The organism is Paenibacillus sp. GCM10028914, assembly GCF_042666275.1.
In the GTDB taxonomy this organism is placed as follows: Bacteria; Bacillota; Bacilli; order Paenibacillales; family Paenibacillaceae; genus Paenibacillus_AQ.
This window is the reverse complement of the sequence record NZ_JBHTFO010000019.1, coordinates 1-21,567: the sequence shown is the minus strand read 5'-3', so window position 1 is coordinate 21,567 and position 21,567 is coordinate 1. Positions and strand designations below refer to the sequence as shown.

Below are 21,567 nucleotides of genomic sequence, written 5' to 3'. Positions count from 1 at the left end.
CAGAGGGCTCTGCCCTCTGGACTCTCGGAACTGGCGTGAGAGTTGCGGGGTGGAGGGAAGCGGGGCTAGGCGTGTGAACGGCCACACGCCTCGGCTCCCCTTTGGGTTCGCCATCGGTGGCCTTTCGTGCGAATCTGCCGCTTTACCAGCTATCGCTGGGTTCGGCAAACTTAGGATCGTACACGACTCAGCGCCCTGCTTCTCCTGGGCGCAGAGCGTGAACCTTAAAACCACCAGTCAAAACAAATAACACTAACAAAAACAAGCATCCCCTTCCTAAGCCTTTGAACTGCACCTCCAACTGTTAGAGTGTGTCTAACTTTTGGGGGTCACTTCACTTTGGCTATCGGGGGATGCTTGTTTTTTATGACTTCAGATCAAATTTAGTATCTTCGGAGTGAGTTGGAGGGAAGAAATCTTTATCCTCCTCGTTATCCCGCACGACTTTTTGTAACACAATGGAGGCAGAGATCGCCCACAACGTGCAGCCGGCGTAGTAGCCTTTTTCAACTAAGGGCCAATCGGCGTTCCAGAGTGCCACTAGGATGAAGCCGAGTGCAAGGAGGAATGATGCCCAGGCCAAGCCCGTGAAGGCGAAGGTGTTTCTTTTTCTCGATCCTCCCTCGCCATACATATCCTTATCCTCCTCATTATCGCGTACGACCTTTTGCAGCACGATCGCTGCTGAAATAACCCACAGGGTGCACGCTGCGTAATACCCTTTCTCCACGAGTTCCCACTTTGCATTGAAAAGAGCGACCAACACAAAGCTGAGCGCAAGGACGAAGGATAACCAGGCTAAGGCTGTAAAAGCAAAGGTATTCCTCTTTCTTCTGTGCACAAAAATCCCCCTCTACAATTATTGAATGCGTAAAATCATGCTTATGAATTCCCATAACAATGAATTAACAACTATCAGGAGATCGGGGTCATGAGCTCGAATATAGTATAAGTAGTCGCTAGAAGGTTGTAAATATGTTCCTTTTTACCCATCGGTAGGATGAAACGGGTGGAAAGAGATGTATATTTTATCTATGTTTTCAAGGTCATGATCTTATATAATGAGAGCATCTCATTCTTACAAACCAAGGAGGCTAAGCATGAAATTTCGCGTTTCCGCCGTGCAGTACCATCTGCACACGATTGAATCCTTTGACGAGTTTGCACGTCAGTGCGAGCATTACATTCGAACTGCCGATGAGTTTGAAACTGATTTCGTGTTGTTTCCGGAGTTTTTTACAACTCAGTTGATGTCTATTGGAGACGATCAGGGAAAAGCGCTGACCATTAATGATCTTCCAGACTTTACGGATCGCTACCAAGAGCTGTTTCAGGGGTTTGCGAAGCAATATAACATACATATCATTGGTGGAACGCATGTGATCCGCCGGGAAGGAAAATTGTATAACGTAGCACATCTCTTTTATCCAGATGGCCGGATCGCAGAGCAGGCGAAAATCCATATCACACCCTCGGAGATTACAGGTTGGAATATGGGCGCTGGTGAAGGCCTACAGGTTTTTGAAACGGAAAAAGGGACCATTGCGATGCTGACCTGCTACGATATTGAATTCCCTGAAATTGTTCGAATGGCGAAAGCCAAAGGAGCTGACGTCATCTTCTGTCCTTCTTGTACCGATGATCGTCATGGCTTCCACCGGGTGCGCTACACCAGCCATGCGCGCGCGATTGAGAACCAGGTGTACGTCGTTCTTACGGGAACGGTTGGTTCATTGCCGACAGTGGATCTGATGCGTGCGAATTTTGGGCAAGCGGCGATCATTACACCGAATGATATCCCATTCCCGCCTCAAGGCCTGCTTGCCGAAGGGGAGCTTAACAACGATATGATCATCACTGCTGATCTGGATCTTGATTTGTTGTATCAAGTCCGAGACAAAGGATCTGTCACCACCTGGCGCGACCGCCGGACCGATCTTTACCCCGATTGGAGTTAAAACAAGCTGGTCCTAAATTAAAGAAGTACAGGGAGGCGATCGAAGGAGTGGCGACGTTTCAACAACAATTTTTTGTATTTGATGGGAATCGACCGGTATCAGCTATCATCCGAAACTACACACCAGCTGATTTTGAAGAATTAATCATCATTCAGTCGGAGACCTTCCCGCCACCGTATCCGCCAGAACAGTGGTGGAATCACGAACAGCTCGGCAATCATGTGAGCTTGTTCCCTGAAGGAGCGCTCTGTGTTGAAGTGGACGGTGTTCTCGCCGGTTCGATCACCTCCCTTATTATCAATTACGATCCAGACGAACCTGCCCACTCTTGGGCAAAGGCGACGGACAATGGTTATATCCGAAGCCATAATCCGCAAGGAGACACACTCTATATTGCTGATATTTGCGTTCGTCCTCAATTCCGTAAGCTGGGGCTCGGTAAATGGCTCATCCAAGCGCTGTATCACGTCACGGTGCAGCTAGGGCTGGAACGATTATTAGGAGGCGGCCGTATGCCCGGATATCATAAAGTTTCCGCTGATATGACGGCGTTGGAGTACCTGAATGCCGTTATTCACGGGGAGTTGAAGGACCCGGTTATCACATTCTTGCTTCGAAGCGGGCGTACACCGATTGGTGTTGCTTCGGATTATCTGGAGGACGAGGAATCCTGCAACTATGCGGCTTTAATGGAATGGAGAAACCCGTTTAAAGGGTGACATCTTACCACTCTTAACTAATGAGGAGGTTATTTACAATGGAATATATTCGTATTACAAATATTGAAGACCCATTGTTCCGTAAAATGCACAATCTGATGAAAGAAGTATTTCCACCGGAAGAGGTGCTGGAGTTCAGTTTGTGGAAAGAGCCGTTAGAGGATCCAGGTATCCGAGTGTTTGTTGCCATCCATGAGGATGAAGTAGTCGGTACGACGGAATATCGCTATTATGAGGACTGGAACGTGGCGATGACCGATTTTACGATCATCGGACGTGAGGGACTAGGCATCGGCCGCTTTTTGGCACAGCATCGGCTGAAGGATTTGAATGCTTTGGCTGCAGCTAATGGAACAGAGCTATTTGGCATGTTCGCTGAAATATACGATCCGTATCGGGTACAAGAGTATGAATTCGGCGGTGTGAAGCCGATGGATCCATTCGTACGCCGTGAGGTACTATCCCATTTGGGTTATAAGCGTACCGAGATTAACTATGTACATCCGTCATGGAACAATGATGGCGAAGCAGTAAGCGGGTTAGATTTGTGCTTTATGCCTGGCGATGATGAGGTTCATGAGCTTTCAGCAGAACTGATCGTGAGCTTCTTGAAACGTTACTATTCGGTGCTGCCGGAGAAGCCTCAGGCTTGGAACGATATGGTCGCTAAACTTGAGCAGCAAGAAATGGTGGCGCTTCTGCCGTTATAACCTGATCAAAAGCTTGGTCCTGCCTCGGATCAGGCTTTTTTAAACTTCTGTAACCCATGCAGGAGGAGTTGCTATGTACAAGCGCAACATTATTCTCAATTGTATGTAAGATGGTGTGTAGTAGGGGGAAGACGGTGCGAGGAGGAGAAGTGATGTGGAAGAAATTCTTGCCGATCGTGTGTTTTATCATTCTGCTATTATTACTGTTAAGCCGATTTGATGTTTTTCCAAAGCCGCCGATGTCAGAGGATGAGAAAACAGCTGCAGCTTATGTCGAGTCACACGGTTATAAGATTGAAGGGCGTGAGGGTAAGGCTTTTACTTATATATTAGATAAGTCACGTCTGAATTCCGAAGCCGCTTCCGCTTCTGGTAATTTGCCGTATATTCAAATATGGGGTTTGCAGGAGAACGATCCTGAGAATTATTTTGGTAAAGAGATATCTACGTATGCTTTTACGGTTTCCGGCCACCCTTTGGATAAACAGTATAACACCCATACAAGAGTAACGATTATGATGGTAGATGGTGAAGTTGTTGGAGGCACATCATTTCCCGAAGCTAAGGAAGAAGGATTGCTGCTGACCGGTTGGCCATATGGCCTAGATGGCCGAACACTCGAAGAAATAACCGGGTTATCTTATGCTGAATGGAGCGTGGAGTGGGCTCGGAAGTATAATGACTAAATGATTGTACAACGACAACCACTATTTCTTGATGTATGTAGATATTCATGTCATTTTTTGATCCATATATGGTGAATACGAAGTAATTCTATGAAATTTGCAAAAATCCTCATTTGAATTGCCGTGCCATACTGGATATAGTAATACAATAGGTAAGGAAAAGAGGAGCGTATCATGTCAGACCGAAAACAAGCGACCATCCGTCTTCAAAGCCTCCATGAAGGAGAGAATACGGTACAGCAGCTTCCGGCCGAGATTATTGCCAAGGGAAGTGCTTTATATGTTCGCTATGAAGAACCAAAGATGGGGCCGTATCAAGGAGAGACCCGCACGACCGTGAAGCTGACCAAGGACGAGCTGAAGATTATCCGTCACGGTGAAGTGCAGTCGGAGCAGGCTTTCAAGCTTGGACACAAGCTGCCGGGCTATTACCGGTCCCCGTTCACCTCATTTAATCTTTCTACGCACACCCAGCGCCTGAGCATTGATCTAAGCGGCATGACTGGCACCGCTTCGTGGGCGTATGATTTATATGTGTTCGATGAGTTTTCGGGACACTTTTCCATTAGTTTGACTATTCAGGAGGCCCATGAATCATGACTTTGAATCCACTCGATCAGATTAATCAACTTGTTGCCGAAGCGGTGGCAGATGCAGCTGTAGCGGCAGGGCTAGTGTCCCGCGAAGAGCTGCCTGCAATTACGCTGGAAGTTCCTAAAGACAAATCGCATGGAGATTTGGCCACGAACGCAGCAATGCAGCTGACCCGAATTGCGAAGAAGAACCCGCGTCAAATCGCGGAATCCATTCTGGAACATTTGGACACCGCTAAAGCTTCCATTGAAAAAGCGGAAATTGCAGGCCCTGGTTTTATCAACTTTACGCTGAACAAAAATTATCTTTATCCAATCGTTAGCATGATTCAGCAGGAGGGAGCAGACTACGGCCGTGTAAACGTAGGACAAGGACAGCAGATCCAGATGGAGTTCGTCAGCGCGAACCCTACGGGAAGCTTGCATCTTGGACATGCTCGCGGCGCTGCTGTCGGTGATGCACTTTGCAACGTTCTTGATTTCGCAGGGTATGAAGTTACACGCGAATACTATATCAATGATGCTGGTAATCAGGTTGTGAATCTGTGCAAATCGATAGAAGCACGTTATCTTCAAGAACTGGGTCAAGATGTTGAGATGCCGGAAGACGGTTATCACGGAGAAGACATTAAAGGGTTCGCGAAGGAATTGGTTGCTGAGAAAGGCGATTCCTTGCTGTCCCTATCCCCAGAAGAGCGGACTGCATTTTTCCGTGAATACGGCCTGGAGAAAGAACTTGGCAAAATCAAGCGTGATTTAAGCCGTTTCCGGGTTCGTTTTGATGAATGGTTTAGCGAAACTTCTCTGTATGAGAACGGTCTTGTTGTTAAGTCACTTGAAGAGTTGAAGGCAAAAGGCGAAGCTTACGATCAGGACGGCGCGACTTGGCTTCGTACAACTGATTATGGTGACGACAAGGACCGTGTACTTGTGAAAAATGATGGCACATACACATACCTGACACCGGATATTGCCTACCACCGCAATAAATACGAGCGTGGTTACGATCGTATGATCAACATTTGGGGAGCTGACCATCATGGTTATATCCCGCGGATGAAGGCAGCTATGGAAGCTCTGGGTAACGACCCAGCTAAACTGACGGTATTGATCGCCCAGATGGTAAGTCTGTTCCAGAACGGCGAAAAAGTGAAAATGTCCAAGCGTACTGGTAAAGCTGTAACGATGGAAGATCTGATGGATGAAGTCGGTGTAGATGCGATCCGTTACTTCTTCACAATGCGCAGTATGGATTCACATCTTGATTTTGATATGGACCTGGCTGTTTCCACGTCCAATGAAAATCCAGTGTTCTATGTACAGTACGCTCATGCACGGATCTGCAGCGTATTCCGTCAAGCTGAAGAACAAGGCATTGAGCTGCTTCCGCTAGACAAGGTGAATCTTGGTCTTCTTACTGCTGAGCATGAATACGACATTTTGCGCAAAATCGGCGAGCTTCCTCAGGAAGTGTCGCTTGCTGCCGAGAACTATGCACCGCATCGTCTGATCCGTTATGTATATGAACTAGCTTCGATGTTCCATAGCTACTACCGAGCTGAACGTGTCATTACGGAAGATGCTGAGCAGACCCAAGCTAGATTTGCTCTTCTTGGAGCTATTCGCACTGTAATCGCGAACGTGCTTGGTCTTGTGGGTGTATCTGCTCCTGAACGCATGTAACAATAAACTGTTTCATAGATAATGCGGGAATTTTGATTTTGATATCATTATTCAAATTCCCTTTCAACGACACGAACAGCCGCTCATCCTTAAGAGGAGCGGCTGTTTTTTTATGACAATAAACGTTATGAATTTACATTCTTGAGCCGTGGATCTTACTTGGCGAATCTCTTCGTTGAATGAGGTCTCAAAGTTTTAACCCTTCTCGTAGAAACTTTAACGTGTGCACTTCGCCACTATCGGACAGTGTTCGTCCTTTACGAAGACGTACTGGAACCGAGGTTCGTTTCAATAATGATTTAATCGTGGCGGGTTTGATGCCCGGCTTTTGGGCCAGCAGGAGGGCGATCGTTCCACTAACGTGGGAGGTAGCCATGGAGGTGCCACTCATCTCATGATACTTGCCATGTATCCAGGCAGACACAATACGGTCGCCAGGAGCATAAATATCAACATATTGTCCCCGATTGCTGAAAGAAGGGATCTTACGATATCGATCTGTTGCACCTACGGAGATAGTTTGCGAATATTTAGCAGGATAATCTACGGAGCGACGTTTACCGTCATTGCCTGAGGAAGCTACAATGATGACTCCAGATTGATAGGCCTTAATGACGACTTCAAGCAGCGTACGGCTGCGGGTCTGCATGCCGAAACTCATATTGATAATGTCAACGCCCGTACGTACACACCAGTCAATTCCCATGACAATATCTGACACATATGCGGAACCGTTATGGTCGAATGCTTTTACTGGATAAACCGTTGATCTAGGCGCAACACCGATCATCCCCTGAGTACTATTGGCTGCTGCAATGGTACCTGATATATGTGTACCGTGGCCGTTGTCATCATAAGGCAGCATGTTGCGGTTGATCAGATTGATTCCTCTAGTCACGGAATACTGAAGATCAGGATGGTGAAAATCCACCCCGGTATCGATAACCCCGATTTTGACACGGTGGCCAGTGGAGAGAGACCAGGCTTGGGGTGCCTTAATCTGCTTAATTCCCCAAGGGACTCCAGGGCCTGTATCCATGGTGCCCTGAACGGCATGAATGCAAACTTGACTGTCTTCCTCTACCGTGATGTCTTGCCTGAATTCAGCTTCTATAGGAGCTGTGAGGGAGGATGGTGCGATAATGGATTGTGTGAGAGGAGAATAATGTACGTGTTGCGAACCGGGGGCCGAACCGGAAAGCTCATTCCACTGATGCACACATTCGAGATAGAGCTTGGGATCATGAAACGTAAGGATCCTTCGGTCTTTTTCTTGTGAGCATTGCTGAGGGCCCGTCTCTATTAGCAGTGATTGCATGATCCGGGTATAGTTCATGCCTGGCAATCCCCCTTCGATGAACCGTTGCTGCAGTATTGTATGAACGAAGGTGGTTGCCCGAATGGGATGTTGCCCTTTTTTCAAGGAAATAGGCCTTGTTCGGCGTGTCAAAGTGTTGCGTTGAACATAATATAAACAGAGAGAACATAGGGGTTCTTTCATCTATCCCGTGAGGAGTCGATCCTTGGGGCGGATACAGTCAGAAGACGGAGAGTGACTCTCCGTCTTTTTCTTATGATTGAGGGAAGATATAAAAACTTGATTTTTACTTCTAAATAGGTTTTACTTAGTTTTGATAATGGATATGTTGAGATAATGATGATATGCAAGGTGAAGATTGCGTGAGAGGAAGTGTACGTTAGTGAGTAATCCGCTCAATTTAAAAATCGATCCAGAGAAGATTCAGGAAATCCCAATGGTGGACCTGGCTTTTATGGTACTCAAAGCGGCTAATACGCCGTATTACTACCGTGACCTGATGAATGAGGTAGCTAAGCTTCGTGGTTTTTCAGAACAAGAAATTAACGAAACGATTGCCCAGTTATATACAGAGATCAACATAGACGGACGTTTTGCGTGCGTGGGCACAAATTTGTGGGGCTTGAAGCGTTGGTATCCTCTTGAGCGTTCCGATGATCCTGTTGCGAATGCGAAGCGTCCGCGGATCATTAATGATGAGGACGACGATGATGATGATTTCGTAGATGAGGAAGAGACGTACAGCGTTGACGATGCGGATGAAGATTACGATAGCGTCGATGAAGATACAGACGATGATATCTTTGCCGATAGCGATGATGCAGATGAAGAGGTAGACGAAGAAGTTGTCCTCGATGATGATGACTTGGACGACGAGGATTCCGATGATGAGGAAGAAGACATCGGGGAAGAAGACCTCGACGATGATGATCTAGATCGATAAATATTAGGTTTTTCATGTTGTAGATTTTTACCCAGTCATTGGGGTGATTTGGGGCTCGTTCTTCTCTTGACAAGGGGACGAGGCTCAGAGTAAACTATTGCTTGGGCTTATGATTTGAAGACAAATATGATTAATTATAAAAGTGCCCCGTTTTCTTTCGGGGTCACTTTTTTTGTTTTTAGGGAATAGTTGTAATAAATTTACACAGCATTATTTCCGGATTGTCAAGGATCCCCGTGGGTTTATGGCGCTTGGATTGTGATTTGCGCTGTTAACTGACAGGCTGACTTGTTACACCGGAAAAGCTTGTCATATGTTAACAGGTTGGCTCGCTTTAATTTATGAAGCGGGCACCGTTCATTTTTATCGCTGTTTGATGATGAATTAGAAGTAAAAGGGTTACCATAATCATCATATGTCGCCTGATTTTTTCGAATTTATTTAGGAGGGTTTTTACTGTGACAAAGTATATTTTCGTAACAGGTGGGGTTGTGTCTTCCTTGGGAAAAGGGATTACTGCGGCTTCGCTCGGCAGATTGCTGAAGAACAGAGGGCTAAAGGTAACGATCCAGAAATTCGATCCTTACATTAATATAGACCCGGGTACAATGAGTCCTTACCAACATGGTGAAGTGTTTGTAACAGATGATGGTGCGGAGACGGACCTGGACCTTGGACACTATGAACGTTTTATTGATATCAATCTGTCGAAGAACAGCAACGTCACGACTGGTAAAATATACTCCTCCGTTATCAGCAAGGAGCGCCGTGGTGAGTATTTGGGCGGTACAGTTCAAGTTATCCCGCATATTACTAATGAAATCAAAGAGCGTGTGTTCCGTGCTGGACGCGAGGCAGGTTCTGATGTTGTAATTACGGAAATTGGCGGAACCGTTGGTGACATCGAGAGTCTTCCTTTCCTTGAAGCGATTCGTCAGATCAAGAGTGAGGTTGGACGTGATAACGTAATGTATATTCACGTAACGCTTATCCCTTACATTAAGGCTGCTGGTGAAGTGAAGACGAAACCGACACAGCACAGTGTAAAAGAACTGCGTAGTATCGGAATTCAACCTAACGTTATCGTGTGCCGTACAGAGTATGAGCTTTCTACTGAAATGAAAGCTAAAATTGCTTTGTTCTGCGATATCGACCCGAATGCCGTTGTGGAATGCCGTGACGCATCCTCCTTGTATGAAGTTCCTTTGAACTTGCGTGAAGAAGGACTTGATGAGATTGTTGTCAATCACTTGAAACTGGACACGCCAGAACCGGATATGTCCGAATGGGAAGCGCTGGTTAATCGTGTATCCAAACTAGAGAAGACTGTTGAGATTGCAATTGTAGGTAAATATGTTGCGCTTCATGATGCTTATCTCAGTGTAGTTGAATCTTTATCTCATGCTGGATTTGATGCTAACGCAGAAGTGAAAATTCGCTGGGTTGATGCTGAAGAAATCACAGAGAGTAATGTAGAAGAAATGCTCGGAAATCTCGGTGGTATTCTTGTGCCTGGTGGTTTCGGTGACCGTGGTATTGAAGGTAAAATCACAGCTATTCGTTATGCTCGTGAAAACAATATTCCGTTCTTCGGTATCTGCCTCGGCATGCAGGTTTCAGTTATTGAGTATGCTCGCGCTATGGTTGGTTTGGAAGGTGCTAACAGCTCCGAGATCAACCCAGCTACAGAATATCCGGTCATCGACCTTCTGCCTGAACAGAAGGATATCGAAGATCTGGGTGGTACCATGCGTCTTGGTCTGTATCCATGTAAGCTTCAACCGGGCTCTCTGGCTATGGCTTGCTACGATGATGAATTGGTATATGAGAGACATCGTCACCGGTATGAGTTCAATAACCAATACCGTGAAGATATTGAAAAAGCAGGTCTGCGCATTTCCGGTACGTCACCGGATGGAAGATTGGTTGAAATCGTCGAACTTCCTGGACACCCGTGGTTCTTGGCAGTTCAATTCCACCCGGAATTTACATCTCGTCCAAATCGTCCGCAGCCGTTGTTCCGTGAATTTGTAAAAGCTTCAATTCAACATCAATCTTAAGTTGTAGCTTTTTGTTTAATACTTGTTAAATCCTCCCCTAAAAGGGGAGGGTTTTTTTGTTTGTTCTCCCATTCTTTTGATTTCTTGTAACAATGCATCTGGTACGGTTTATAACGAAGTGCGAAGAAGAAGATCTTTATTTTTTAAGTACTTTACAGATTTAAGGGAGGAATTTGCTAGTGACAGGCGAATACAAATAATGGTCAGTCAAGGGAAAGTTAGGAATTACGGCTTCGTTTGATATATAAAACTGATCAACGATGGGAGGTTGTTAAATGGACAAACACAAAGTATTAATTGTAGACGATCAGAATGGAATTCGTATCCTGTTAATGGAAGTTTTTAGTAGTGAAGGTTATGAGACATATCAGGCAGCTAACGGCAAGATTGCACTCGACATTGTGAAGAAGAATGAGCCTGATTTGGTGCTGCTTGATATGAAGATACCGGGGATGGACGGGCTTGAGATCTTGAAGCATATTAAACAGATGAACCCCAATATAAAAGTGATCATGATGACTGCATATGGTGAGCTGGACATGATCAAGGAGGCGACGGACCTCGGGGCGCTTATGCATTTTACGAAACCTTTTGATATTGATGAAATGCGCCTAGCCGTAAACATGCAACTCAAAAATAAAATCAATACATGCAGCTAAGCATAGAATTCTGCGTAAAGGCAGAGTTCTTTTTTTTGAAGGTGTGAGAAAGGCCGTAGATTTTTGTTAAATGCTTGTTTAGTATTTATAAGGCGATGTGGTATAATACTAACGTATTAGAACGTCGGCTATATACTTAGACATAAACGACAATAGGAGGATGGACCATGCCATTAGTATCTATGAAGGACATGTTGAACAAAGCTCTTGAAGGAAAGTATGCAGTAGGTCAATACAACATCAACAACCTTGAGTGGACGCATGCGATTCTTGAAGCGGCAGAACAAGAAAAGTCGCCAGTAATTCTTGGTGTATCTGAGGGTGCAGCACGTTACATGGGCGGTTTTAATACGGTTGTAAAAATGGTACAAGGCCTGATTGAAGACCTGAAAATTACAGTACCTGTAGCTATTCACCTCGACCATGGTTCAAGCGTTGAGAAATGTAAGGAAGCTATCGATGCAGGATTTACTTCTGTTATGATCGATGATTCCCACAGCCCAATCGACAAGAACATTGAAACGACTAAGCAAGTTGTTGAGTATGCACATGCTAGAGGCGTTTCCGTTGAAGCAGAAGTTGGAATGGTTGGCGGTCAAGAAGATGACGTAGTAGGCGATGTTATGTATGCGAAGCTTGATGACTGCGTACGTATCGTTAACGAGACTGGCATCGATACATTGGCTCCTGCACTTGGTTCCGTTCATGGACCATACAAAGGTGAACCAAACCTTGGTTTCAAAGAAATGGAAGAGATCTGCAATGCAGTTAGCCTTCCGCTCGTTCTTCATGGTGGTACAGGTATCCCAACTCATGATATTAAGAAAGCTATCTCCCTTGGTACTTCCAAGATCAATGTAAACACAGAGAACCAAATTGAATTCACTAAAGCAGTTCGTGAAGTTCTGGCTGAGAAGACAGAAGCTTACGATCCGCGTGTATTCTTGAAACCAGGCCGTGAAGCTATCAAACAAACAGTTATCGGTAAAATCCGCGAGTTCGGATCCAACAACCAAGCTTAATATTGCTTGTTATGTGCCTTCTTTGGCATGAACGTTGATTAATCCTAAATAAGGACAGCCCTAAGGGCTGTCCACTTCCATAAGTTTGGAATGGAAAGCACACACCGCTAAGCCGGTGTTTTTCCATTTTTAAATGAAAGGAAGTACAGTTCCGCTTTTCTTATGAATTCTTGCATAGACGGAGCCGATCCGAAAGGACGGCATCAACCGTTTATCACTTGTTTAACACCCAGTACGCTGCCAAGGAGAGAATTGTTTTTGGCTTGCGAATGATGTAGGGGGACCCTTAGGCTTATGGAAAAATTAATGATCAGCGGTGGACGCCCACTGCAGGGTACCGTGACGATCAGTGGTGCCAAAAACAGTGCGATCGCATTAATACCTGCCGCAATACTTGCGGAAACGGAAGTCGTATTAGACAACTTGCCGCTTTTGAGTGATGTGGCTGTATATGCAGAAATACTGGAAGAGCTGGGCGGAGAAGTTTCATGGGAAGATTCTCAGATGAGAATAAACCCTTCCAATATCAAACCTATTCCGATGCCGAACGGACCTGTCAAGAAGCTGCGTGCTTCGTATTATATGATGGGTGCTATGCTCGGGAGATTTAAAGAAGCCGTGATCGGCCTGCCGGGCGGCTGTAACTTTGAACCTCGTCCTATCGACCAACATATTAAGGGTTTCGAAGCGCTAGGAGCGACTGTAACGAATGAGCATGGTGCTATCCATCTTCATGCGAAAGAGCTGCGTGGCGCGAAGATCTATCTTGATGTAAGCAGTGTAGGGGCGACGATTAACATTATGCTTGCGGCTGCCAAAGCCAAAGGCTCCACAATTATTGAAAATGCGGCGAAAGAGCCTGAAATCATAGATGTTGCTACTTTGTTAAACTCCATGGGCGCAGTCATTAAGGGTGCTGGTACGGAAACCATTCGTATTGAAGGTGTCACCCAAATGCATGGCTGTCGTCATTCAATTATTCCCGACCGGATTCAGGCGGGGACATATATGATCGCCGCTGCGGCTACTCGCGGTGATGTTGTCATCGATAATGTCATTCCAAAGCACCTGGAAGCTCTCACAGCCAAACTGATTGAAATGGGTGTTGGTATTGAGGAGTTGGATGAAAGCATCCGTGTTATCGGTAAAGAACGATACGAACATGTTGATGTGAAAGCGCTCGTGTATCCTGGATTTGCAACGGATCTCCAGTCACCGATGACGAGTCTGCTTACACAGGCAGAAGGTGTTAGTGTTCTTAGCGACTTCGTATACAGTAACCGATTCAAGCATGTGCCAGAATTGGTACGGATGGGTGCTAAAATCCGTGTCGAAGGAAGATCGGCCATTATCGAAGGTGGCAAGCTTAATGCTGCCAAAGTAAAGGCGACAGATCTCCGTGCTGGTGCAGCTCTGGTTATAGCCGGGTTGACAGTTGCAGATGGTGTTACCGAAGTTAGCGGTGTAGAGTTCATTGACCGTGGTTATGATCATCTAGTGACTAATTTGCGCCTGCTCGGTGCTGATGTTTGGCGGGAGACGGTAGAAGAATAATGCAGGATTTTACGTAGTGAAGGAGCCTTTTTTCGAATTCGGTTAAAAAAAAGGTTCCTTACCCTGCATATCTCCCTCTGAATTGGGTAATCCTTAGTGACGTAATCATAGACTTATAGACTTTAATGACTGAAAAGATTTACTCCGAATTAAAAATTGAATAGGTGGTTATTGAATGGATTTACAAATTTCCGATTTAGAAGGTATGAAACTGACAGACCTGTATAAATTGGCTAAAAAGTATCAGATACCTTACTATGGTCAGCTGAAGAAGAAGGAACTGATTTTTGCTATACTCAGGGCTCAAGCTGAACAGAGCGGCTTGATGTTTATGGAAGGTGTGCTTGAAGTTTTATCCGAGGGATATGGTTTCTTGAGGCCAATCAATTACCTTCCGAGTACAGAAGATATTTACATTTCTGCGTCTCAAATTCGTAAGTTTGATTTGAGAACAGGAGATTTAGTTTCCGGTAAATGTAGAACACCTAAAGAAAATGAGCGCTATTTTGGACTATTGCAGGTAAATGCCGTTAACGGTGAGAATCCTGCTGTCGCAGCGGAACGCTTACACTTTCCGGCCCTAACTCCTCTTTATCCGCAAGATAAACTAGTGTTAGAAACATCCCCTAATCAGTTGTCTACTCGTATTATGGACCTTTTGGCTCCTGTAGGTTTAGGACAACGCGGTTTGATCGTAGCTCCGCCAAAAGCGGGCAAGACGCTCCTCTTAAAAGAAATTGCCAACAGTATCTCAACAAACCATCCCGAAATCGAACTGTTTGTTCTACTTATTGACGAACGACCAGAAGAAGTAACCGACATGCAGCGGTCTGTGAAGGGCGAAGTAGTTGCCTCGACATTCGATGAGCTGCCTGAGAATCACATTAAGGTTGCGGAACTGGTTCTGGAACGCGCACTGCGATTGGTGGAGCACAAGAAGGATGTCGTTATTTTGCTGGATAGCATTACGCGGTTGGCGCGGGCATATAACCTTGTTATTCCTCCATCTGGTAGAACGCTCAGCGGCGGTATCGACCCAGCGGCATTCCACCGTCCAAAACGGTTCTTTGGTGCGGCGCGTAACGTGGAAGAAGGCGGTAGCTTGACGATTTTAGCGACTGCATTGGTTGACACGGGTTCGCGGATGGATGATATCATCTATGAAGAGTTTAAGGGAACGGGTAACATGGAACTGCATCTGGACCGCAGATTTGCAGAGCGTCGTATTTTCCCGGCGATCGACATTCGTCGTTCGGGTACACGGCGTGAAGAGGTACTGCTTAGCAAGGAAGAACTGGATACCATTTGGGCAATCCGTAAAAATATGAATGATTCTGCTGACTTTGTCGAAGGTTTCCTCAAAAAAATGCGGGAGAGCAAGACCAATGCCGAATTCCTCGCATCTTTTGATGTCAATGGAAACACTGCTTCATCAGCACCGAGTCAACCGACCAGACGCACATCCCGTCCTTCAGCCTCGGCTACACAAGCCTGAACATAAGGACCCGAATCAAGCTTAGAATAGGAGAACGACATGTATTTGGTTTACGCAGATGAGCAAGGAAATGTATATGATCATCCGGAATTGTTCGGGCTTGCCCGCAGTGGTGATATGATTGTAGAAATATTGGAAGATGAGTTGATTCCGCTGCCAGAAGGAGCTACTCTTGTAGGATTGCCGAATACTAGGGCAATCGGAATGGATCCCGAAACCGGTGAGATGAAGGCACTGCCTGGGAACGAGACGGCTGTCGGTGCTCTTTTGCCCCAAGGATATACACGTCTATGTCTTCCTGGATACGTAAAAACAGATAAGGAATACAAGCTTCCGCTGTTCGGTTATTCTGCTGTTGTATGGAAAGATGGTGTCTTTTATACAGCTGCACGTTTGACTGATGATCCAGAGAAGTGGAATCCTGTGAATTGTGATTTAAGCGAACTGGAATTGGGCGTTAAGAAATTAACCGAGAAATACCCGGAGAACCGGCTTTATGAACACCTTTCTAACTGTGCTCTTGGATATGAGTGCCTGACTGCATCCAATACGTTTTTGAATCGATGGGAAGGTGCGGTACCTGTATCCTATTCTTGTAATGCTGGTTGTTTCGGATGTATTTCTGAACAGCCGGATGATAGTGGCTTTGTAGCGCCACAGACTCGGATGAACTTTCGCCCGCGTACGGATGAGTTGGTACAGATTATGCTCGAACATTTGAAGACACCGGAGTCCATCATTAGTTTCGGACAGGGTTGTGAAGGTGAGCCTTCTACTCAAGCGAAGATCATTATTGAGGCCATACGTGAGGTTCGATCGATTACAGATATGGGTTACATCAATATCAATACCAACGCCGGTCTAACAGATCATATCCGCGGAATTGTAGATGCCGGTCTTGATTTGATGCGTGTAAGTACAATTAGTGCGCTGGATGATCACTATAATGCATATTATAAGCCTCGAGGATACAATCTATCTAATGTAGAGAAGTCTCTTCGGTATGCAACGGATCAAGGGGTATACACCTCCATTAACTATCTGATCTTCCCAGGGGTAACTGACCGTGAAGAAGAACTTGAGGCTATGATTGAGTTTGCGCGCCGTACGGGTCTTCGCCTGATTCAGCTACGTAATCTGAATATTGATCCGGAAAGTTATTTTGAACTTATACCTCCAGCACGAGGAGAAATCCTTGGTATGAAGCAAGCCATCGAAATTATGCAGGAAGAGTTACCTGATGTGGTTATTGGTTCTTATACGCATGTACCCCCGCCAGGAATGGCACGTCCGAAGAAGAAGATCCCTATCTTGTAAAAGATAATCAGGAATAACGGTATGATCGTTGTTTCGTTATCGACATATCTATTAGGGGATAGTTACAATTTCTGACAGATCATTGCACTTCAGTCGTTGTTTTGAGATGGGCTATTGCACAAATAAAATGCTCGTGATATACTTTTTTTATGTGTCCAATTACTCTGAGTCCGCATGAGGCTCAGGGCGGAAAGAGGTGAAAGTCTAATGAGACAAGATATTCAACCGAAATATCACGTTACTACGGTAACTTGCGCTTGCGGTAACACGTTTGAAACTGGTTCTGTAAAGCCAGACCTTCGCGTGGAGATCTGCTCCAACTGCCATCCGTTCTTCACTGGTAAGCAGAAGTTCTTGGATGCTGGTGGTCGTGTCGATAGATTTAAGAAGAAATACGGTATCTAATAATCAGACCCTTCGCCTTGTGCGGAGGGTTTTTGATTATTCTGACGTCTGCAATAGGCTGTTGGTATGCTCGCCAACTTCTTCCCTTAGGTTGCATTTTAGGTATGCATACGATATACTTAAGTTCGCCGTGCTAGATGGGGAGGTAGCGGTGCCCTGTAACTCGCAATCCGCTGTAGCGAGGTTGAATTCCTGTTAGAGGTATTGTCGATGTGAGGCTGGTCCCTGCGCTCGATGTTGACGGTTGGGTCTTCCGCAATGAGCACTTGTGAACCTGGTCAGGTCCGGAAGGAAGCAGCCATAAGCAAGTTCGCTTTTGTGCCGGAAGGTAGCCTAGCCCGAGTTGTTGCTCAGGATTGCCGCTCGGATCGCAATTATCAATAACAGGTGCACGGTAACATATACCGAACACACAAGCATCTCTGTCGTATTGACAGGGGTGCTTTTTTCTTTTGAAATTTCAGGTGAGTAAAGGATAAATGTGAGATCGGTGTAGAATTCTTACAGAAGTAAATAGTATTTTATAGAGAAAGATGTAGTGAGTGGTTCTCGAAAATATACATCAGATTTTTTCCCGGTAAACGTTTTGCTGGGCTGGGGAAATTAGTATAGAATGTAGTATAATGAGTAAGTCTTTAATTGATGTAGTTGTGTCCCTTGTTACGAGTAAGCAGAGATACAAACCGTTTGTAATATCTTAAAAAATACGGCATCAAGCCGTGGAAGTGGAAGTTGAAAGAGGGTAAAGCAGAGTGGAACATATTGCGTTATATCGTGCCTGGAGGCCCCAGTCGTTCCGAGACATGGTGGGCCAGCAGCATATTATCCAGACCCTGCAGAACGCGATCCGCGAGCAGCGGGTCTCACATGCCTACCTGTTCAACGGTCCGCGGGGTACAGGTAAGACCAGTGCCGCTAAAATTTTGGCCAAAGCTGTGAACTGTGAAAATGGACCGACAGAGGAACCCTGCAACGAATGTGAAGCGTGCCGGCGGATTACATCCGGTGCTGTCATGGACGTTCAGGAGATCGATGCGGCATCCAACCGCGGCGTTGAGGAAATTCGGGATCTGCGGGAGAAAGTGAAGTACGCACCTACTGAGGTTCGACGTAAGGTTTACATTATTGATGAAGTACACATGCTGACAACGGAGGCCTTCAATGCACTGCTGAAGACGCTTGAGGAACCGCCGGCGCATGTCATGTTTATATTGGCAACTACCGAGCCGCATAAGTTACCGGCAACTATCATATCACGCTGTCAACGTTTCGATTTCCGCAGAGTTTCCTTGGAAGAGCAGACCGAACGCCTAGAGCGTATATGTTCGGAAGAGGGAATTAGCGCTGAGCAGGAAGCCCTGCAGTATATCGCGCGGTTATCGGACGGCGGAATGCGTGATGCGCTTAGCATCTTAGATCAGATTTCTTCCTTTACTGGAGGTAAGGTGTCCTACGAACAGGTTATGGACATGACGGGAGGCATACCTTCTGAACAGTTTAGCCGTTTGGCTGTCGCCATAAAGCAAGGTGATGCAGGACTTGTACTGCAGATGGTGGAACAGTTTATGCAGGAAGGTAAAAGCGCCGACAAATGTATGGAGAACCTTCTGTATTATTTCCGAGACCTGCTTATGATCAAAATGGTACCTGATGCAGACAAGCTGACGGAACGCGTGTTAAACTCAGCTGATTTCAAGGAGATGGCGGAAGCCTTCTCTCGTGAAGATTTGTTTAAGATGATTGACACGCTCAATCGTTATCAGAGTGAGATGAAATACGCTTCGCAACCACAGACGCTATTTGAAGTGGCGCTGCTAAAATTGTGCGGAATACCCCAAGGTGGTAGCGATGCTGGGGCAGGGAGTGCGGCGGATGCCGGAGAACTGTCTCGCTTGAAGCAGCAGGTAGCAACACTTGAGAAAAAGCTCGAGCGGATCATGCAAAAGGGTGTGCCGGCAACTGAAGGCCGAGACGCTTCCAAACCAGCAACCCGAACTCCAGCTCCAAAAATGGCATCAACCGCTAAAAAACCGCAGAATATGGAACAATACGTAGCTGCAAGAACAGCGGAGCCATTTTTGAATGTACAGCGTAAGTGGGCTCAAATTCTTCAGGGTGTTAAGGAAGAGAAGGTTACTGTTCATGCTTGGTTTATGGATGGTGAACCTGTATCCGTCTGGGAAGACAATGTCCTTGTTGCGTTCAAAAATAATATTCACCGGGAAACGACCGAGAAGCCTGCCAATAAGCAGGTGATCGAGGGCGTGCTAGAGTCAGAGCTCGGCAGTCCGCATCGACTGGTGACGATGATGCTGCGCGATTGGAGTGACGCTGTAGAAGGTGTCGGCAAACCTCCGGCAGAGGAATTGAAACTGGAGCATGAGGAAGCCGCCCCTGGCGGAGAGAAGCCATGGATTGATGAGGCGATCCAACTATTTGGTGAAGACCTTGTTGTCATAAAAGATTAGCACGTATTTCGTGCATTCCACAAAGGAGAGATAAACCCATGAATAATATGAACCAAATGATGAAACAAGTTAAAAAAATGCAGGAGCAAATGCTGAAAGCACAGGAAGAGCTTGCTACAAAAACAGTAGAAGGTACTTCCGGTGGTGGAGTAGTTACTGTAACGGTTAGCGGTCATAAGCAAGTTATGTCCATTAACATCAAACCAGAAGCAGTTGACCCAGATGATGTAGAAATGCTGCAAGATCTTGTTTTGACAGCAGTGAATGATGCGCTTGCCAAAGCGGAAGAACTGGCTAACTCCGATATGGGTAAATTTACGGGCGGTATGAAAATTCCGGGCTTGTTCTAATATATAGGCAGAAGGAGTAGTTTACATTTGTACTATCCCGAACCGATCGCGAAGCTGATCGATGCATTTACAAGGCTGCCGGGTGTGGGGCCAAAGACGGCCGCCCGCCTGGCTTTTCATGTCCTGAACATGAAAGAAGATGACGTTATTGATTTTGCCAAGGCCCTAGTCAGTGTCAAACGGAATATACACTTTTGTTCCATCTGCTGTAATATTACTGACACCGATCCTTGCCGTGTTTGCCAAGATAAAACCCGTGACCCTTCCGTCATTTGTGTTGTTCAAGACGCTAAGGATTTGGTAGCTATGGAGCGTACCAAGGAGTTTGACGGGTACTATCATGTGCTGCATGGGGCAATATCTCCTATGGAGGGGATTGGACCGGAGGAGATTAGGCTGAAGGAGCTGCTTACACGACTCAGTGATGAACGGGTAAAAGAGCTTATTTTGGCTACGAATCCGAATATCGAGGGGGAAGCAACGGCGATGTATATTTCGCGTCTCGTTCGCCCTTTCGAAATCAAGGTGACACGTATAGCGCATGGTCTGCCGGTAGGTGGAGATTTGGAATATGCGGATGAAGTGACGCTGTCCAAAGCGCTTGAAGGTCGCAGAGAGCTCTAATGGAATATTTTTTATTAATAAGTAAGCATGAGGGAGTCCGAAGGGGCTCCTTTTTTTGTTGTTCTAAGTTTGTCCTTCTCTTGATATGTATGGTACAGGCAGTAATTTGCTTGTAATAAAAGCATGTTAGGGAGGTTGATGAATGTGATGTGGTGGAATAGATCTTCGAAAGCTAACCAGGAAAAAGTGATTACAGCTGATGAACAAGAAAGAATGTGGAGTGTATTTATGGATGTGCGTAAATCACAAATGGAGTGGGAGAGAGCGCATATGATGTTTCAAGAGGCTACAGGTCAAGACCAGATTGATTACGCTATATATATGCTCGAGGCAGCAGAACGTAAATATCAAATGAATTTAAAGCAGGCCAAACAATTGAATCTAAATAGTGTACATATGCATGGGGAGAGTCTTAAGCGCGAGAATGGATAAGTTAAATGTTCTATATCTCCATTATTTTGAACCAGGAGGGATAACAAAATGAAATTAATCGTTGCAGGTATTTTGTGCATTTCACTTGTGCTTCTAATCTTTGTTGTATTTAAAAAGAGGCTGGGACTCGGATGGCTAACTATATTTGGGTCCCACCTCGCTCTTTCAGCAATCGCTATTTATGTAATCAATTTCTCGGGGTTATTAGCTGAAGTGTATATTCCACTTAACCCAATGACAGTAGGGACAGTAATGGTTCTTGGTTTACCAGGAGTAGCTCTTTTACTTGGTTTAAAAATAACTTTAATATAATAGTTGACGTCATCTATAAATCTATGGTATATTAATTTTCGCCCGTTTGATTGGGTGATTGAGAAAGTTGAGGTCAAGAAAAATTGATCGAAAAAAAGATTAAAAAAAGTTCTTGACTAAAAACGACACAGTATGATATATTATAAAAGTCGCCGCTGACAATGAGATGCGGACGACGAAAAGAAACATTGACCTTTGAAAACTGAACAACGAGTGAGTTAAACCGATCTTACTTCGGTAAGATCAAAAATGAGAATTT

General features: G+C 45.5%; 21 protein-coding genes and 1 other RNA gene. 20 read left to right on the top strand and 2 right to left on the bottom strand.

From position 1 onward, the window contains the following. Window positions 1-364: 364 nt before the first annotated feature. Window positions 365-841, bottom strand: a complete 477-nt coding sequence (locus ACFQV5_RS25030) for a YiaA/YiaB family inner membrane protein (RefSeq protein WP_379251221.1) — start codon at window positions 839-841, stop codon at window positions 365-367. Between the two features lie 259 nt (window positions 842-1,100). On the opposite strand from ACFQV5_RS25030, the gene ACFQV5_RS25025 reads away from it, so the two are divergent. The 6 genes from ACFQV5_RS25025 to argS all read left to right on the top strand — a co-directional run bounded on the left by ACFQV5_RS25025 (window position 1,101) and on the right by argS (window position 6,349). After that, window positions 1,101-1,958, top strand: a complete 858-nt coding sequence (locus ACFQV5_RS25025; RefSeq protein WP_379251219.1) for a carbon-nitrogen hydrolase family protein — start codon at window positions 1,101-1,103, stop codon at window positions 1,956-1,958. A 47-nt stretch (window positions 1,959-2,005) separates the two neighbouring features. After that, the gene (locus ACFQV5_RS25020; RefSeq protein ID WP_379251217.1) at window positions 2,006-2,677 is read left to right on the top strand and encodes a GNAT family N-acetyltransferase; all 672 of its coding nucleotides are present in this window, start codon (window positions 2,006-2,008) and stop codon (window positions 2,675-2,677) included. 38 nt (window positions 2,678-2,715) lie between these two features. Then, complete coding sequence (locus tag ACFQV5_RS25015; RefSeq protein WP_379251215.1) at window positions 2,716-3,387, top strand: GNAT family N-acetyltransferase; 672 nt, start codon at window positions 2,716-2,718, stop codon at window positions 3,385-3,387. Window positions 3,388-3,539: 152 nt separating this feature from the next. Then, a complete protein-coding gene (locus ACFQV5_RS25010) occupies window positions 3,540-4,073 on the top strand; it encodes a hypothetical protein (protein WP_379251213.1) in 534 nt (177 codons plus the stop codon). 174 nt (window positions 4,074-4,247) lie between these two features. After that, a complete protein-coding gene (locus tag ACFQV5_RS25005) occupies window positions 4,248-4,673 on the top strand; it encodes a YwiB family protein (protein WP_379251211.1) in 426 nt (141 codons plus the stop codon). Next, window positions 4,670-6,349 (top strand): arginine--tRNA ligase, encoded by a 1,680-nt coding sequence (gene argS / locus ACFQV5_RS25000; RefSeq protein ID WP_379251209.1) that lies wholly within the window; start codon window positions 4,670-4,672, stop codon window positions 6,347-6,349. Before ACFQV5_RS25005 ends, argS begins: the two co-directional genes overlap by 4 nt. 187 nt (window positions 6,350-6,536) lie before the next feature. Here the strand turns inward: argS and ACFQV5_RS24995 are convergent, their stop codons facing one another. Next, window positions 6,537-7,685 carry a S8 family peptidase gene (locus ACFQV5_RS24995; RefSeq protein WP_379251207.1) on the bottom strand — a complete coding sequence of 383 codons (1,149 nt, stop codon included), beginning with the start codon at window positions 7,683-7,685 and terminating at the stop codon, window positions 6,537-6,539. 364 nt (window positions 7,686-8,049) lie between these two features. On the opposite strand from ACFQV5_RS24995, the gene rpoE reads away from it, so the two are divergent. The 14 genes from rpoE (at window position 8,050) to ACFQV5_RS24925 (ending at window position 21,308) form a co-directional block, all read left to right on the top strand. After that, window positions 8,050-8,610 (top strand): DNA-directed RNA polymerase subunit delta, encoded by a 561-nt coding sequence (rpoE, locus tag ACFQV5_RS24990; protein WP_379251205.1) that lies wholly within the window; start codon window positions 8,050-8,052, stop codon window positions 8,608-8,610. Window positions 8,611-9,068: 458 nt separating this feature from the next. Then, on the top strand, window positions 9,069-10,670 hold the full coding sequence (locus ACFQV5_RS24985; RefSeq protein WP_379251203.1) for a CTP synthase: 1,602 nt from the start codon (window positions 9,069-9,071) through the stop codon (window positions 10,668-10,670). Window positions 10,671-10,945: 275 nt separating this feature from the next. Beyond that, complete coding sequence (locus tag ACFQV5_RS24980; RefSeq protein WP_379251201.1) at window positions 10,946-11,329, top strand: response regulator; 384 nt, start codon at window positions 10,946-10,948, stop codon at window positions 11,327-11,329. Window positions 11,330-11,496: 167 nt separating this feature from the next. Next, on the top strand, window positions 11,497-12,351 hold the full coding sequence (fba, locus tag ACFQV5_RS24975; RefSeq protein WP_379251199.1) for a class II fructose-1,6-bisphosphate aldolase: 855 nt from the start codon (window positions 11,497-11,499) through the stop codon (window positions 12,349-12,351). A 294-nt stretch (window positions 12,352-12,645) separates the two neighbouring features. Beyond that, on the top strand, window positions 12,646-13,905 hold the full coding sequence (locus tag ACFQV5_RS24970; protein ID WP_379251197.1) for a UDP-N-acetylglucosamine 1-carboxyvinyltransferase: 1,260 nt from the start codon (window positions 12,646-12,648) through the stop codon (window positions 13,903-13,905). 175 nt (window positions 13,906-14,080) lie between these two features. After that, window positions 14,081-15,400, top strand: a complete 1,320-nt coding sequence (rho, locus tag ACFQV5_RS24965) for a transcription termination factor Rho (protein WP_379251195.1) — start codon at window positions 14,081-14,083, stop codon at window positions 15,398-15,400. A gap of 39 nt (window positions 15,401-15,439) precedes the next feature. Next, entirely contained in the window at window positions 15,440-16,717 is a 1,278-nt protein-coding gene (locus ACFQV5_RS24960) for a radical SAM family protein (RefSeq protein ID WP_379251193.1), read from the top strand. Window positions 16,718-16,924: 207 nt separating this feature from the next. Then, entirely contained in the window at window positions 16,925-17,122 is a 198-nt protein-coding gene (gene rpmE, locus ACFQV5_RS24955; protein ID WP_054957827.1) for a 50S ribosomal protein L31, read from the top strand. 128 nt (window positions 17,123-17,250) lie between these two features. Continuing rightward, an RNA gene (gene ffs / locus ACFQV5_RS24950) (signal recognition particle sRNA large type) lies at window positions 17,251-17,517 on the top strand. A 357-nt stretch (window positions 17,518-17,874) separates the two neighbouring features. Continuing rightward, window positions 17,875-19,590, top strand: coding sequence for a DNA polymerase III subunit gamma/tau (gene dnaX, locus ACFQV5_RS24945; protein WP_379251191.1), 1,716 nt, complete (start codon window positions 17,875-17,877; stop codon window positions 19,588-19,590). Window positions 19,591-19,628: 38 nt separating this feature from the next. After that, window positions 19,629-19,940, top strand: a complete 312-nt coding sequence (locus tag ACFQV5_RS24940) for a YbaB/EbfC family nucleoid-associated protein (RefSeq protein WP_379251189.1) — start codon at window positions 19,629-19,631, stop codon at window positions 19,938-19,940. A gap of 27 nt (window positions 19,941-19,967) precedes the next feature. Then, window positions 19,968-20,564 carry a recombination mediator RecR gene (recR, locus tag ACFQV5_RS24935; RefSeq protein ID WP_379251187.1) on the top strand — a complete coding sequence of 199 codons (597 nt, stop codon included), beginning with the start codon at window positions 19,968-19,970 and terminating at the stop codon, window positions 20,562-20,564. A gap of 147 nt (window positions 20,565-20,711) precedes the next feature. Beyond that, window positions 20,712-20,996: a DUF2508 family protein gene (locus ACFQV5_RS24930; protein ID WP_379251289.1), complete on the top strand. Its 285-nt coding sequence runs from the start codon at window positions 20,712-20,714 to the stop codon at window positions 20,994-20,996. 48 nt (window positions 20,997-21,044) lie between these two features. Then, window positions 21,045-21,308, top strand: a complete 264-nt coding sequence (locus tag ACFQV5_RS24925) for a pro-sigmaK processing inhibitor BofA family protein (protein WP_379251185.1) — start codon at window positions 21,045-21,047, stop codon at window positions 21,306-21,308. Window positions 21,309-21,567 lie beyond the last annotated feature (259 nt).

Bases quoted from the DNA above. Each gene is read 5' to 3' on its own strand.
- ACFQV5_RS25025 (WP_379251219.1), top strand. From the start codon at position 1,101: ATGAAATTTCGCGTTTCCGCCGTGCAGTACCATCTGCACACGATTGAA.
- ACFQV5_RS25015 (WP_379251215.1), top strand. From the start codon at position 2,716: ATGGAATATATTCGTATTACAAATATTGAAGACCCATTGTTCCGTAAA.
- ACFQV5_RS25010 (WP_379251213.1), top strand. From the start codon at position 3,540: ATGTGGAAGAAATTCTTGCCGATCGTGTGTTTTATCATTCTGCTATTA.
- ACFQV5_RS25005 (WP_379251211.1), top strand. From the start codon at position 4,248: ATGTCAGACCGAAAACAAGCGACCATCCGTCTTCAAAGCCTCCATGAA.
- argS (WP_379251209.1), top strand. From the start codon at position 4,670: ATGACTTTGAATCCACTCGATCAGATTAATCAACTTGTTGCCGAAGCG.
- ACFQV5_RS24995 (WP_379251207.1), bottom strand. From the start codon at position 7,685: ATGAACTATACCCGGATCATGCAATCACTGCTAATAGAGACGGGCCCT.
- ACFQV5_RS24980 (WP_379251201.1), top strand. From the start codon at position 10,946: ATGGACAAACACAAAGTATTAATTGTAGACGATCAGAATGGAATTCGT.
- fba (WP_379251199.1), top strand. From the start codon at position 11,497: ATGCCATTAGTATCTATGAAGGACATGTTGAACAAAGCTCTTGAAGGA.
- ACFQV5_RS24970 (WP_379251197.1), top strand. From the start codon at position 12,646: ATGGAAAAATTAATGATCAGCGGTGGACGCCCACTGCAGGGTACCGTG.
- rho (WP_379251195.1), top strand. From the start codon at position 14,081: ATGGATTTACAAATTTCCGATTTAGAAGGTATGAAACTGACAGACCTG.
- ACFQV5_RS24960 (WP_379251193.1), top strand. From the start codon at position 15,440: ATGTATTTGGTTTACGCAGATGAGCAAGGAAATGTATATGATCATCCG.
- rpmE (WP_054957827.1), top strand. From the start codon at position 16,925: ATGAGACAAGATATTCAACCGAAATATCACGTTACTACGGTAACTTGC.
- ACFQV5_RS24940 (WP_379251189.1), top strand. From the start codon at position 19,629: ATGAATAATATGAACCAAATGATGAAACAAGTTAAAAAAATGCAGGAG.
- ACFQV5_RS24930 (WP_379251289.1), top strand. From the start codon at position 20,712: ATGTGGTGGAATAGATCTTCGAAAGCTAACCAGGAAAAAGTGATTACA.
- ACFQV5_RS24925 (WP_379251185.1), top strand. From the start codon at position 21,045: ATGAAATTAATCGTTGCAGGTATTTTGTGCATTTCACTTGTGCTTCTA.